At 66.5% G+C, this 13,879-nt stretch carries 13 protein-coding genes; 9 read left to right on the top strand and 4 right to left on the bottom strand.

Annotation, left to right across the window (positions count from 1 at the left end; all coding sequences use genetic code 11):
• Nucleotides 1-27: 27 nt before the first annotated feature.
• Complete coding sequence (locus tag AC3FOF_RS03865; protein ID WP_488725917.1) at nucleotides 28-588, bottom strand: c-type cytochrome; 561 nt, start codon at nucleotides 586-588, stop codon at nucleotides 28-30.
• A gap of 468 nt (nucleotides 589-1,056) precedes the next feature.
• Between AC3FOF_RS03865 and AC3FOF_RS03860 the strand changes: the two genes are divergently transcribed.
• Nucleotides 1,057-1,578, top strand: coding sequence for a universal stress protein (locus AC3FOF_RS03860; RefSeq protein ID WP_276263806.1), 522 nt, complete (start codon nucleotides 1,057-1,059; stop codon nucleotides 1,576-1,578).
• 234 nt (nucleotides 1,579-1,812) lie between these two features.
• On the opposite strand, the gene AC3FOF_RS03855 is transcribed toward AC3FOF_RS03860, so the two are convergent.
• Entirely contained in the window at nucleotides 1,813-3,015 is a 1,203-nt protein-coding gene (locus tag AC3FOF_RS03855) for a DUF4382 domain-containing protein (protein WP_488725825.1), read from the bottom strand.
• A 65-nt stretch (nucleotides 3,016-3,080) separates the two neighbouring features.
• Here AC3FOF_RS03855 and AC3FOF_RS03850 point away from each other — a divergent pair, with 65 nt between their 5' ends.
• From AC3FOF_RS03850 to sigJ, 3 genes are all read left to right on the top strand, one after another.
• Complete coding sequence (locus AC3FOF_RS03850) at nucleotides 3,081-3,215, top strand: hypothetical protein (protein WP_017230287.1); 135 nt, start codon at nucleotides 3,081-3,083, stop codon at nucleotides 3,213-3,215.
• Nucleotides 3,216-3,531: 316 nt separating this feature from the next.
• A complete protein-coding gene (locus AC3FOF_RS03845) occupies nucleotides 3,532-4,434 on the top strand; it encodes an alpha/beta fold hydrolase (protein WP_488725824.1) in 903 nt (300 codons plus the stop codon).
• A 2-nt stretch (nucleotides 4,435-4,436) separates the two neighbouring features.
• Nucleotides 4,437-5,378 (top strand): RNA polymerase sigma factor SigJ, encoded by a 942-nt coding sequence (gene sigJ / locus AC3FOF_RS03840; RefSeq protein WP_488725823.1) that lies wholly within the window; start codon nucleotides 4,437-4,439, stop codon nucleotides 5,376-5,378.
• A gap of 202 nt (nucleotides 5,379-5,580) precedes the next feature.
• Here sigJ and AC3FOF_RS03835 read toward each other — a convergent pair whose 3' ends face one another.
• A complete protein-coding gene (locus AC3FOF_RS03835; RefSeq protein ID WP_488725916.1) occupies nucleotides 5,581-7,128 on the bottom strand; it encodes a glucan biosynthesis protein G in 1,548 nt (515 codons plus the stop codon).
• A 258-nt stretch (nucleotides 7,129-7,386) separates the two neighbouring features.
• Between AC3FOF_RS03835 and bglX the strand changes: the two genes are divergently transcribed.
• The 3 genes from bglX (at nucleotide 7,387) to AC3FOF_RS03820 (ending at nucleotide 11,235) form a co-directional block, all read left to right on the top strand.
• Nucleotides 7,387-9,675, top strand: coding sequence for a beta-glucosidase BglX (bglX, locus tag AC3FOF_RS03830; RefSeq protein WP_488725915.1), 2,289 nt, complete (start codon nucleotides 7,387-7,389; stop codon nucleotides 9,673-9,675).
• A 162-nt stretch (nucleotides 9,676-9,837) separates the two neighbouring features.
• Nucleotides 9,838-10,413 (top strand): TetR/AcrR family transcriptional regulator, encoded by a 576-nt coding sequence (locus AC3FOF_RS03825; RefSeq protein WP_488725822.1) that lies wholly within the window; start codon nucleotides 9,838-9,840, stop codon nucleotides 10,411-10,413.
• 126 nt (nucleotides 10,414-10,539) lie between these two features.
• Nucleotides 10,540-11,235 (top strand): pentapeptide repeat-containing protein, encoded by a 696-nt coding sequence (locus AC3FOF_RS03820; RefSeq protein ID WP_017230893.1) that lies wholly within the window; start codon nucleotides 10,540-10,542, stop codon nucleotides 11,233-11,235.
• 197 nt (nucleotides 11,236-11,432) lie between these two features.
• Here AC3FOF_RS03820 and AC3FOF_RS03815 read toward each other — a convergent pair whose 3' ends face one another.
• The gene (locus AC3FOF_RS03815) at nucleotides 11,433-12,398 is read right to left on the bottom strand and encodes a LysR family transcriptional regulator (RefSeq protein WP_488725821.1); all 966 of its coding nucleotides are present in this window, start codon (nucleotides 12,396-12,398) and stop codon (nucleotides 11,433-11,435) included.
• A 134-nt stretch (nucleotides 12,399-12,532) separates the two neighbouring features.
• On the opposite strand from AC3FOF_RS03815, the gene AC3FOF_RS03810 reads away from it, so the two are divergent.
• Complete coding sequence (locus AC3FOF_RS03810) at nucleotides 12,533-13,483, top strand: ketopantoate reductase family protein (RefSeq protein WP_488725820.1); 951 nt, start codon at nucleotides 12,533-12,535, stop codon at nucleotides 13,481-13,483.
• Between the two features lies 1 nt (nucleotide 13,484).
• Nucleotides 13,485-13,871, top strand: coding sequence for a VOC family protein (locus AC3FOF_RS03805; protein WP_488725819.1), 387 nt, complete (start codon nucleotides 13,485-13,487; stop codon nucleotides 13,869-13,871).
• The last annotated feature ends 8 nt before the right edge of the window (nucleotides 13,872-13,879 follow it).

Raw genomic sequence — 13,879 nt, 5'->3', positions numbered from 1 at the left:
CGCGCGTCTCCCCGGCGTTTCCCCGGCTCACCTGGACTGCAGGTAGGCAGCCACGGCCCTGGCGTTGTCGTAGTTCAGATCGTGCGCCACGGCGCTCATCACGGGCGAGTTCCCGCGCGAGCGGTTCTTGAACACTTCGATCTGGCGCAGCAGATAAGCCTGGTGCTGCCCCGCCAGCCGCGGGAACGCACCTGCGCCCTGGGCCTGGGCGCCATGGCATGAGGCGCAGGCGGGTACCCCGCTGTCGGGGACGCCTTTCTCGAAGATGGCTTGCCCCTTGCCCATCAGTTCAGGGTCGCCGGCCGCGCCCGGCGCCGGGCTCTGCCTTGCGTAATAGGCCGCAAGCGCCTGGATCGCCGCGTCGTCAAGCCGGGACGCGACGCCCCACATATGCGTGCGCGCATCGGTTTCCGCGCGGCCGTGCTCGCGAAACGCCCTTAGCTGCGTCTGCAGGTATTCGGGCGTCTGCCCATCCAGCCGCGGATACATCGGTGATTCGCTGTGGCCGTGCGGCCCATGACAGCTCGCGCATAGCTGCGCCAGCCTGGCACTATCCTCGGCGCGCGCGGGCGTCATGGTGAGCGCCATGCCCGCGGCAACAAGCAGGATCTGCGTCCGCGCACCGGGGAAGAAGGACAGTTTCATGGTCGTCTCGGGCCAGTAGGGTTGGGCAAGCGCCAGTCAGCGCGCAACGCGAGCCAGGCGGGCAACTTCAAGGTGCTGTTTTCGCGCGCATGCCGGCCATTGCCATCGAAACCGGAACGCATGGAACGCACGGCCCCGCGCCTGCCAAGCCATGCCATCAGTGTAGAAAACACCGGGGCGCCGCCGTTGACGTGGATCAAGCGGGTGCCAGACGGGATCAGCCGCGCGGCACCGGCAATGGGGAAGTGCGCCATCCGCCCACGCGCGAAGCGGAATTGACAGACTCTTTATGCGCGGCCGATACCTCTTTACGCCAATTCCACGGCCTATTTCTTAATCTGCTGACATGGGAACCGCGTGATGTGTCCGTTACCGGAACCGGATCCCCTTTATCTCTACAGGCTATAAGCGATGGTCAAGCTCCTCGTCTTCGCCGATGGCTCCGACAGCGCCCTGTCGGCTGTCCGGCATGCGGCTTTTCTGTTCCGAGAGGGCAGCATCTCCGAAGTGGTCCTGCTCAATGTCCAGGCGCCGGTGGAACTTGGCCGCGCGAGCGCGTTCCATTCGCTGTCCGCGTTGCGGACGATCGAGCGCGCGGAGGGCACTCGCGCCCTGTCCCGGGCGTGCGCGATCCTCGACGATTCGGGCGTGAACTATGTGCCCGAGATCTGCGTTGGGCCAACGGCAAAGACCATCGCGCACGTGGCGGAAGCCAGCCAGTGCGATGGCATCCTGCTGGGCACCACGTTCTGGTCGCGCTTCAACGCCTGCTTCGGCGGCGGCCTGCCCGCCAGGCTGATGCGCCGGACCCGTGTACCGGTAACGCTGATCAAGGCAGCGCCATGCGTGCCCGGTGCTTCGGCAGGCACGCCACCATATCAGCGCGGCAGTCATGCCAGCCCCCTGCTGGTTGTCTATCCGCTTGGGTCCTGAGCGGACACCATCCAGCCGCGACCCGGGAGACCATTTGATGAAACCGACCCACACCCGATCACCGCAGATTCCGCATGGCAGGGACCCCCATCACGGCGGCAGGTACTACCTGACGGTTGCCGGGTGCCTGCTCGTACTTGGCATGTTGTACGCGTTGTGAGCGGAGCCGGGTCCGCTCAGGCCCTCGTCCCGCACGCGTTGAATGCGGACACCGGCGATGCCGGCGTCCGCGAGTCAGAATGCGAAATTCTGGGTGGCATCCGCTCCAGCCACATTGACCTGCTGCGTAATGACCGCGCCGGCAGCGCTGCTGGCCTGGATACTATATGCACCCGCGGCACCGGTGTCCGCCATCAGTGGAATCGGCAGCACGGTCTGGTAAGTGCCCACCACCGGCGCGGCCGCCGGCAAGGCCGGCTGTGTCCGGAACAGGCGGTAGGCACCTGAATCGGAAGCCGCAGCCGTCGCGGCAATCTCGAAGCTGCCGCCGCCCGTCAGTTGCAGCGCGCGGACGATTGCCTGCGCGCTGGCCGGTGTCACCGTCCCGGAAACGGTGCGGAACGCCGAGGCCGGCAGGGTGATCGCAGCAAATGCCGTCGCAATGGCGGTACTGCCGCCAGCCACCACCGGCACGCCTCGCACGATGCCGCTGCCACGGCCAGCCGCCGAGGTCGGCACGATCACCACGTCCACATTGCCGGCAGCGCTGCTTTGCTCGACGGGTGACAGGGTGAAGTTGCCGTTGGCGTCAGCCACGGTCGTCTTGACCACCACGCCATTGCGCTGCGCGTAGACCCGGGCACCTGGCGCGTTGGCCAGCGCGCCAGTGACGGCGCCGCTCACCGCAGTCGGCAGGGCAGACACCACGGGATTCAGGCTGAAACTACCGTTGCCGAGCGCAACGATGGACCGGCAGGCGTCGAAGTCCAGCACCAGGCCGGTGAGCGTGCCGCGCGCCACCGTGAAGGAGCGGATGATCTTGATGCCGGCCTGCGCCGCGCTCGGCGTATCGAGAGCCTGCTCGGTTCCGCCGGTGGGCACTACGGAATTGGCGAGCGCCCCGGCGCCGTTCAGCGCGAGCACGAGACGGATCTGCTGGTAAGTGCCGGCCGCCAGCGACGTCTGGCCAAGCGTGGCGAGCGCCCCGTTCGTGAGCGACAGCAGGTCGATCCGCTGCGGCGGGCTGACAGTGACATCGACCCAGCCGGATCCGTTCACATCGGCATTGGGATCGGTATGGACCCGCACCCGGCTGACGGTGACGAACACGTGATCGAAGCCACAGGAAGGCGCGTCGGTCATAGAGACGTTCAAGGTGCCTGAACCACCGCTGCCGAAGCCGAAGAATTCGTCCCCGCCGCCACAGGCAACGAGGGAGAGCGCCCCGCCCATCAAAAGCAGCGACAGGGATGACCGCAAGAATCCATTGGCGCACATCGCACTCCTCCTCCGTCGAGTCCTTGTGGATAAATCGAGAATAGTGCGAATGGGCCGATCCGCGCATGGCAAAGATGGATGACCTCTACAGCTTGCTGAGCAACGCGGACCTGGACCGCATCGGCGAACTCGACGAGCGATTCTGGGAGCTGGCGCGCGTGCTGCCGCGGCTGGGGCTGGCCTGCTACATGCGCCGGTAGCGGGCCAGGCTAAGGGTCGGCCGACGCGGCCAGCGCGGGCGTCGGCCCCGCGGCGCCGAGGCATGTCACATTCCGGGCCGCTGCTTCGTCTAAGGATCAGCGCGCGGTAATGAACCGCGCTGCCCTGTCCAACCAGATCACGGTCACAGCCCCTATGACAAAGCCATCGCACATCCCGAAACAGCACCCCGATGGGTCACTCTCCCGGCGCCGGCCCTTGCGCCGCCGGCTCCTCGCGGCAAGCCTTCTCGCGGCGCTTCTCCTCTTCGTATCCGCAGTGATCGGACACCGCGTTCAGCGAGGCTACGACGATGCCATGGCGATGCGCTGGCCGGCGCCCGGACAACGCGTGCCGGCCGGTGGCTTCCGCCTGCACCTGCATTGCACCGGCCACGGCACGCCAACCCTGGTCCTGGAGGCGGGGATGAGCGGCTGGTCGCAAGACTGGGCCTGGGTGCAAGACCGGCTGTCCGAGGGCGGACGGGTGTGCAGCTATGACCGCGCCGGCTATGGCTGGTCGGACGCGGCCCCTGCGCCACACCTGGGGCTTGCCGCCGTCGACGATCTGCGGCGTGCGCTGGTGGCGGCCGGCGAGGCCCCGCCGTGGCTGCTGGCCGGACACTCGATGGGTGGCCTGCTCGCGGGCATGCATGCCCGCGCCTATCCCCGCGACGTGGCCGGCCTGGCCTTTATCGACGCGGTCGGGCGCGACTATGCGGTGCAGTTTCCGCCGCAGCGCTACCATCGCTTCCGCACCGGCCTCGGCCGCCTGCTGGGCGCAGCCAATGCATTGGCGCCACTGGGATTGCCGCGGCTGATGGACCAGCCGGCGTCCCTGATCACCGGACGCCTCCCCACGGACCAGCGCGCCAGCGCCACGGCCTGGTCATTCACCTCACGCCACTACCAGACCTTGAAGGACGAAAATGCCGGCTTCGATGCCACCCTGCAAGAAGCCCTGGCGCTACCGCGGCTGCCAGCGGTACCGGCCGTGGTGCTCAGCAGCGACGTGATGCGAGACTTTCCCGCCGGACTCGAGGACGACGTCATGCGTAACGCGTGGCAACGGAATCAGGAAACGATCGCCCGGGAAGCCGGCGTGGCGCGCGTGGTACTGCGCGGAAGTGGCCATTACCTGCACGTCGAGCAGCCCGGCCAGGTGGTAAAGGCCCTCTCCGAACTGCGCATTGCGGCTCGCCAACGCACAGCGGCGCGATGAACATGCCCTACCCCGCTCCCCGCAATCCCCGCAATCCCGATAGAGAACATGTGCGCCTGTTCGAAGCCCAGCGCGCCGCGATGCTGGCACTGGCCTGGCGCATGCTTGGCTCGCGCGCGGACGCGCAGGATCTGGTGCAGACCTTGTGGCTGCAATGGCAGGAGGTGGATCTGGCCGGCCTGCACGAACCAGCCGCCTACCTGACCCGCATGGCCACCAATGCCTGCATCGACCGCCTGCGCAACGCGCAGCGGCAACGCGAGCACTATGTCGGCGTCTGGCTGCCCGAGCCCTGGATCGAACACGCGAACGCCGATGCGGGCGGCGCGCATGAACTCGCCGACCCGCAGGCCCGGCTGGCCTACGCGCAGGATGTATCCACCGCGTTCCTGCTGACGCTCGAACGCCTGACGCCACTGGAGCGAGCCGCCTTCCTGCTGCACGATGTGTTCGCACTGTCGTTCGACGATATCGCCAGGCGCCTGGGCCGCGACCCGGCCACATGCCGGCAACTGGCCACGCGGGCACGGCGCCATGTTCAACAGGACTATGCGCGCTGCGAGGTCAGCCACGAACAGTTGCAGGCCCTGCTGCAGGCCTTTGAACAGGCCTTGCAGGCCGGCGACCCGGAAGCACTGGCGGCAGTACTGTGCGCCGACGCAACCTTGATGAGCGATGGCGGCGGGCGGCGGGCGGCAATTGCCAGGCCCATCCAGGGCGCGGATGCGGTCGCCCTCGTCCTGTGCGGGCTGCATCGCGCATGGCTGCGCCAGAGCCCCTCGGGCCGGCTCTTGCGCGCGCGGGTCAACGGGGGGCCTGGCTATGTGCTTCGCGAGCCCGATGGGCACATCGCGCTGGCCGTAGCACTGGAGCCTGACGCCTCCGCCCGGATTGCCGGTGTGTACATGGTCCGCAATCCCGACAAGCTGCGCGCAAGCCTGTAAGCGCTGCGCGCGGTTGCCATGCAAGCAACACGCCCCGCCGAGGGGAGAATTCCAGCTCGGCGCCGGGTAGCCCGCCCTCCTCGCCAGAGCGGCGCCAGACGTGGCTTGAGGAACACTGGGCAACGATACGGGGCACGATGGGCGCAATGCACGGCATACCCGGCACGCCTTGAGGACGCGCCGGCTTGCGGCTGCGGCCCGCTTACTGCCCTCCCACCGAATCCGGCGGCAACTGGTAGCTCCACGTCTCGCTCAGCGTCTTGTTGCCGGACACCAGCGCCGCACGCATTTCCACCACTTTGCGCGGATCCTTGACCTTGATCCGCAGATTCAGCCGCCAGCCTTTGGTGACCGGGTTGGGCTCCAGCACGTTGTCGAGGATCTCGGCGTTGTCGCTCGCGCTGACCTGTGCGCCGACCTGCGTGCCAGCGGGAAGGCTGGCGAGCACGGGACCCTCGAAATCGACGATCAGGCCCGTGCTGCCATCGAGACGGCGGATCAGGTTGGCCTGCGTGATTTCCCCTGCCGAGCGCAGCGTCTGCTTGACCCAGGCCAGATCCTTGTCGAGCAGCGCGCGCTCGTTCATGGTCCAGTGCATCGTATAGTCGGCCTGCAGTGGCTGGCCCTTGGGCGGCAATTGGTCCGGCGTCCAGAAGGCGGCCATATTGTCGTTGGTCTCGTCCGGCGAGGGGATTTCCACCAGCTCGACCTTGCCCTTCCCCCAGTCTCCCTGCGGCTCGATCCAGGCGCTCGGGCGCAGGTCGTAGCGGTCCTTCAGATCCTCGAAGGCGGAGAACTCGCGCCCGCGCTGGAGCAGCCCGAAGCCCCGTGGATTCGTGACCTGGAAGGTGCTGATGGCGAGGTGGCGCGGGTTGTTCAGCGGCCGCCACAGCCATTCGCCGTTTCCGGTGTGGATGGCCAGGCCGTTGGAGTCATGCAGGGCCGGACGGAAGTTGTACGGATCGCGCTGCTGGTTCGGCCCGAACAGGAACATGCTGGTCAATGGCGCCACGCCGAGCTTGGTAACGGCCCCGCGCAGGAAGATGCGTGCCTGCACCTTGAGGATGGTGTCCTCGCCGGGATAGAGGTCGAAGCGGTAAGCGCCGGTGGCGCGTTGCGAGTCCAGCAGGGCGTAGAACACCAGATGATTGTCCTGCGCCGCGGGCCGTGCGATCCAGAACTCGCGGAAGGCCGGGAACTCCTCGGCGACGGGCAGCCCGGTATCGATGGCCAGGCCGCGGCTGGACAGGCCATAGACCTGGTTCTTGCCGACGACCCGGAAATAGCTGGCGCCCAGCACGCTCATGATCTCGTCGAGCTTGCCGGCGCGGTTGATCGGATAAAGCACGCGAAAGCCGGCATAGCCAAGCTTGCCGGTCGCGGACTTGTCGAACTTCAGGCCGCCGAAGTCGAACCGGGCCGGGTCGTACTGGATCTCATGGACCGCGTTGCCGACGATCTCGTTGATGCGCACCGGGCTGCTGAACTGCATGCCCTGGTGGTAGAAGCCCAGGCGGAACGGCGTGCCCTGGTCCTTCCACTCCAGGGCGTCGCGGCGGGGCTGGATCTTGATGTAGTCGGCAAACTGCATCTGGCTGAACACCGGCGGCAGGTTGTTGGCCGGCGCGGCGTAGGGCGTATCGGCCAGGGTCCTGGCGCGGGCTGTCACATCGTCCAGGGAGAACGCCCCGGCCTGGGTGCCGCACATCAGTGTCCAGGCGGCAATCAGTGCAGGCAAGGCGGTTTGCATCCTGATGCGTAACGATGCGGCGATAGAGGCAAGAGCCACGAATCTCTCCAGAAAAAGCAGGTGAAAGATGCTGCCACGGCACACGCGGCGCAAGGCATTAGTGTAATGGCGGTAAACTGCTGGCGCAGTGCGGAAAGATAACGCATTTCGTTTCGCGCGCCGGTTCAGGGCGCGCGGCGTCAGCCCGTGTGGCAGGAAGCGCGCCCCATCGCGGGGCGGGCCGCCCTGTCGAGCCACTTGGATAACTATCAATTGAGAATGCTCTCTTTGCTGGCCCTGTCGGCCAGCCTGCTTTGCTCTCCAGTGATTGCCGACCCGGTATCGGCTTCCGCCGGCGACAAGAATGCCTTTATCGCCGACCTCATGGGGCGGATGACGCTGGACGAAAAGATCGGCCAGTTGCGCCTCATCAGCATCGGCGAGGACATGCCCCAGCCCCAGCTGCTCAAGGAGATCGCGGCGGGCCGGGTAGGCGGCACCTTCAATTCGGTGACGCGCAAGGACAACCGGCCGATGCAGGACGCTGCGGTGAAGCACAGCCGCCTGAAGATTCCCATCTTCTTCGCGTACGACGTGGTGCACGGGCACCGTACCGTATTCCCGATCAGCCTGGGCCTGGCATCGAGCTGGGACATGGAAACCGTGGCGCAGAGCGCGCGCGTCGCGGCCATCGAAGCCAGCGCGGACGGCCTCGACGTGACCTTCGCGCCGATGGTCGACATCGCGCGCGATCCGCGCTGGGGACGCACCTCCGAAGGCTTCGGCGAGGATCCTTATCTCGTCTCGCTGTGCGCCCAGGCCAGCGTCAGGGGCTTCCAGGGAACCTCCCTGGCCAACGCCGACAGCGTGATGGCCGTTGTCAAGCACTTCGCGCTATACGGGGCGGTGGAAGGCGGGCGCGACTACAACACGGTCGACATGAGCCCGATCCGCATGCTCCAGGACTACCTGCCACCGTACCGGGCCGGCATCGATGCCGGCGCCGGCGGGGTCATGATCGCGCTGAACTCGATCAACGGCGTACCGGCCACGTCCAACACATGGCTGCTGCGGGACCTGCTGCGCAAGGAGTGGGGCTTCAAGGGCATCACGGTCAGCGACCACGGGGCCATTGACGAGCTGACGCTGCATGGCGTGGCGAAGGACGGGCGCGAAGCCGCCAGGCTCGCCATCCAGGCCGGCGTCGACATGAGCATGCATGACTCGGCGTACCTGGCGCACCTGCCGGGGCTCGTGAAAGCGGGCGAAGTGTCCGTGCGCGACATCGATGGCGCGGTGCGCGAGGTGCTGGGCGCCAAGTACGACCTGGGCCTGTTCCAGGACCCCTACCGGCGCATCGGCGCCGCCGAGCAGGACCCGCCGGAGGTCGACGCGCAGAGCCGCCTGCACCGGGCGGCGGCGCGCGCCGCCGCGCGCAGGTCGCTGGTCCTGCTCGAGAACCGCGGCCGGACGCTGCCCCTGAAGAAGACCGGCACGCTCGCGGTGATCGGGCCGTTGGCCGATGCGCCCGTCGACACCATGGGCAGCTGGTCGGCGGCCGGCAAATCCGGGCAGACGGTCACGCTGCTGCAAGGCGTGCGCGACGCCGTTGGCGACCAGGCCCGGGTGGTCTATGCCCGCGGCGCGAACGTGACCGACGATGCCGGCGTGGTCGGATACCTGAACTTCATGAACTGGGACAAGCCCGAGATCGTGCAGGACAAGCGTGCTCCCGGCGACATGATTGCCGAGGCCGTGGAAGCAGCACGCGGCGCCGACGCCATCGTGGTCGCCGTAGGCGAGTCGCGCGGCATGTCGCATGAGGCATCGAGCCGTACGAGCCTGTCCTTGCCGGGCGGCCAGGAGACCCTGCTCAAGGCGCTCAGGACGACCGGCAAGCCGCTGGTGGTGGTACTGATGAACGGCCGCCCCCTGACGCTCGCCTGGGAAAAGGAGAACGCCGATGCCCTGCTCGAGACCTGGTACGCCGGCACCGAGGGCGGCCATGCGATTGCCGATGTATTGTTCGGCGACTACAACCCATCGGGCAAGCTGCCCATTTCCTTCCCGCGTTCGCTGGGGCAGATCCCGACCTATTACAACCATCTGCGCATCGGACGCCCTTTCGTGCCGGGCAAGCCGCCGAACTATACTTCGCAATACTTCGAAGAGCCGTCCGGCCCGCTGTATCCGTTCGGCTATGGCCTGAGCTATACGGACTTCAGCGTGTCCGACATCACGCTATCGAGCCCGGCCATGCCGCGCCATGGCCGGATCGAGGCCAGCGTGACGGTGACCAACACCGGGGAGCGCGACGGGGAGACGGTGGTCCAGCTCTATATCCAGGATGTCGCCGCCTCTGTGGTGAGGCCGGTGAAGGAGTTGAAGGACTTCCGCAAGCTCATGCTCAAGGCGGGCGAGGCGCGCGTGGTGCATTTCACCATCGACGAGGACAAGCTGAAATTCTTCAACGCCAGGCTCGAATACGCCGCCGAGGCGGGGGATTTCAAGGTGCAGATCGGGCTGGACTCGGAGACGGTGCGGGAACGGGGGTTCGCGCTGCGCTAGCCTGGCTGGCGGGGCTGGCCATGCAGCCGGGCAGGTCAGGTCCCTCCAGGCTGTTCCAGCCACTCACGGCCCGACGTCAGCCCTCGGCCCCGCTTTGTCTTGTCCTTGCTACAAAGCAAGGGCAAGGTGCTAGAATAATAAATCCGTCTGGCTGGATTTATCATGTCCGAAGCAAGCAAGCGTCTCAAGAACCCTGAACTGATCCGGACCCAGTGCCTCTCGGTCGTGCGGGACCTGCTGGTCTCTGAGGGCCCCGAGTCGGTTACGCTCGACCTGGTGGCGCAACGCGCCGGCGTGAGCAAGGGAGGCCTGCAGTATCACTACCGCAGCAAGAACGCCCTGCTCGAAGCCCTGTGCGAGCAGCTCTTCGAGGAATTCGACAGCCGCTATCAACGCGCGCTGTCCGCCGAGCCGGATGGTCCTGGCAAACACGCCCGCGCCTACATCAGGACATGCTTCGACAGCACCTCGCCCAACAACGCCATTGGAACGCAGCGTGCCATTGCCATGCTGGCCTTGACGCTCCCCAGCTGCCGCCAGGGATGGAGCCAGCGCATGAGGGACGCCATCGCGCATGACCCCGCCGACACCACTGCCGAAGACCGGCTCCTGATCTGCCGTCTGGCGGGAGATGGCATGTGGTACGCGGAAATGTTCGAGGTCTATGACGTCGATGCGCCCCGCAAGGCACGTCTGCTGGCATCGTTGCTGGCGATGTGCGACAGGGCCACGCACTAGACACAATGTATTGACGCACTCGCTCGTCGATCGCTTGCCTCATCCTCTCGGACACACCCAGGTGACCAAGGGCGGCACTTCCAAAACAGAATCAAGGCGTCATCCGACGTTCCTTCCGCCAATCCCATGCCCATACCATCCCCCCACATCATCAGCAATGCCGGGCTCTCGCGCAACGGCATCCTCGAGATGCTTGCGCAACGGCCGGCCGCGCTCCGTTTCGAGCAATGCAGCTTCGACGACCTGGACCTGAGCGGCCTGGACTTTTCGTCCGTGGAATTCCTGATGTGCACCTTTGCGGGCGCGCAGCTGAGAAAGGCGAACCTCGCCGAGTCGAAATGGATGCGCTGCAAGGCCGCCGGCGCCGACTTCACCCTGGTCGACGCCACGGAAGCGCGCTTCTGCAACAGCGACCTGAACAACACGCAATGGGAGCGCGCGCGGCTGGCCGGCGCCCTCTTCACGGAAACCAAGCTGACCGGCGCCCGGTTCCGCGAAACCGCCACCCTGGGCCTCGTTTTCCACAACACCCTTCTCGTCGGCAGCGACCTGCGCGGCTTGTCGTTCCGCAAGCAACGCCTGGAGCAACTCGACCTGTCCGATGCCGACCTCGCCGGCTGCGATTTCCGGGACACCGTGTTCGAGGGCGGCAGCCTGCGTGACGCCAACCTGAAGCACGCCCGCTTCGATGGCGCGGACCTCCGCCTGGCCGAACTCGGCGGGCTGAGCCTCACGACCGCCGCGGCCTCGTTCAAGGGAGCCATCATCTCCGTTGGACAGGCCGCCGAGATGGTCGGGCAGGCGGGCATCCGCGTCGGCTGAACCGGCGTTGGAACGCCAGGATTCCGTGCTGGCATCCGTCTCCGTTGCCTGGCCCGGAATCCGGAATCGCGCGTACGGCAACCCGGCGCCAGGACAAGTGGACGCCGGCGAAGGGTTGCAACCGGTGAGCAGTTCAGCGCGCCGGCGGCGTCGGCAAGGCCGCTCCTCCGCCATGCCCGGCCCGAATTCCTGGCCTCCTACGCTTCCGAGCCGGGCTTCGGCTCCCCGTGCTTGATTCGGCGGCTCTGGAACAGGATTTCGCACACCCCACGCAGCCAGCGATTGGCGGGATCGTGGTGGAAGCGAGCATGCCAATGCTGCTTGACGGTGAAGGGCGGGATGGCCACTGGGCAAGCCAGAACGGATAAATTGGTCATTGCCGCCAGCGTCTCGCCAATATGGCGCGGCACGGTGGCGATCAGGTCGGTCGATGCGACGATTGCCGCCAGTCCAAGGAAGCCGGGGAGTTCAAGCATGATGTTGCGGTGGATCTGTTGCTCCTCCAGCGCGCGTTCCAGCACTTGTGCGCCCGTGCCCCCGACAATGCCGATGTGACCTTCGCCGCAATAGCGCTGCAGCGTGAGTTCCTGCGCAATGCGGGCATGGCGCGCATTGACCAGGCACACCCAATCCTGCGGAAACAAGGTTTGCTGGTAGAAGCCCGCGTCAAGCCAGGGCACCAGGCCGAGCGCCAGGTCTGCCTCGCCGGACTGCAGCGCCGCCGCCGTATTGCCGTCGATACGCGCCGCCACCAGCCGAACGCAAGGAGCAAAGGTGCGCACGTGCGCCAGCAACTGCGGCAACAGCGTGATATGGCTGGCGTCAGTCATGCAAATGCGGAAGGTACGTTCCGCCGTGGCGGGGTCGAAACTGACATCGCACGTGGTTAGCAAGCGCAAAGACTCCAGCGCGTTGCGGGCGGTCTCGATCAGCGCATCGGCGCGGGGCGTCGGCTGCATGCCGGAGGGCGTGCGAACGAACAGCGGATCGTTCAGCTGGCGGCGCAGCTTGCCCAGCCAGATGCTGACCGTGGACTGGCTTTGTCCCAGTGCCGCCGCCGACTGCGTGACGCTGCGCGTTCGGTAGAGCAGATCCAGCAGCCTGAGCATGCGGGGCTCAATCAGGTCGTCGTCGGGATTCGGGGCGAGCGCAGTGTGCGGCATGCGGTATGTGCGGCGTATGCGTATTGCATTTCGCAATGAACAGTATTACCTTCATTGTATTTACCAAATAGACCGAGGTCCATATCGTTTCACCTGTGGCTGCGCCCCCTTTCGGCGCGGCATAAGGAGACAAGGTGAAGATTTATGTCCTCGGTGCCGGCGCGCTCGGTTGCGCGATCGGCGGAACGTTGGCCAGGGCTGGCTCGGACGTCACACTGATCGATCGCTTCCAGGCGCACGTCGATGCCATCCATCGCGATGGCCTGCTCATGCGGGACGGCGATTCGGAAATCCGCGTCCGGGTGAAGGCTGCCACCGGCTGCGCCGGCCTGGCGCCGGCCGATCTGGTGATCGTGCTCGTCAAATCCTTCCATACCGCGCAAGCCATTGCTTCAGCCATGCCCATCGTCGGCGCGCAGACCTCGGTCATATCGCTGCAAAACGGCATGGGCCATGAAGACATCCTGGCGCAGGCAGTGGGCCGCGCACGCGTGCTGGCCGGCAAGACCTATGTCGGCGGGGTATTCCTGGGCCCGGGCCGCATCATTGCCGGCACCCGGGGCAAGCTCACCATCATCGGCGAACTCGACGGCGCGCTGAGCGACCGCGTGCGCGCCATCGCGGCGGAGTTCGAGCGCACCGGCCTGCGCACCGACGTCAGCGACAACATCGTCGGCACCATGTGGGACAAGTTGCTGATCAACGTCGCCACCGGCGCGCTCAGCGGCATCACCCGCCTGCCCTATGGCGGCCTCTACGCCGTACCCGAGGCCGAGGCTTGCGCCGTGGCTGCGGTTGCCGAAGCCATGGCGGTGGCGCGTGCCAACGACGTGAAGCTCTCGATTGCCCAGCCGCGCGACGCCTGGGTGATGGCGGCAGACGGGCTTCCGCCGGATTTCAAGGCCTCCATGCTGCAGAGCCTGGAAAAAGGCGCCGCCACCGAAGTCGATTTCATCAACGGCGCGGTGGTGCGGGCGGGAGCGCGCTGCGGCGTGCCGACGCCGGTCAACCAGGCGCTGGTGGCGTGCATCAAGGGCATCGAGCACGGCCTGACCCAGCAGCCTGCCGCCGCGGGGAGCCAATGACATGACAGCCGCAAGCAAAGCCTATGTGGAGCATGCCGCCATCCGGGTCAGGGACATCCACTGGCATATCCGCTTTTTCCGCGACGTGCTGGGCATGGCCATGCGCGAGATCGATGGCACGCAGGCGCAGCCGCGCCAGTACTGGACACTCGGCGGCATGCAGTTCATCGCCAGCCCGGACTTCGACGGCCCCGAAGGCCGGCTCGCCCACCTTGGCGTGATGTGCGAGGACCTGGAAGCCGCGCTCGCCGCGGCCGCATCGTTCGGCGTGAGCGAGATGCCCCAGGGCCGCAACTGGCTGCGCCTGCCGGACGGCCTCGCCGTCGAACTCATTCAAGCCAGCCCCGGCGCGGTAGCGCAGGCCCTGGCCATCAATCCCCGTGCCTGACAAGGATA

This window comes from Cupriavidus sp. 96C5-1 (genome assembly GCF_057798855.1).
This window is presented reverse-complemented; position numbering and strand designations above follow the sequence as displayed.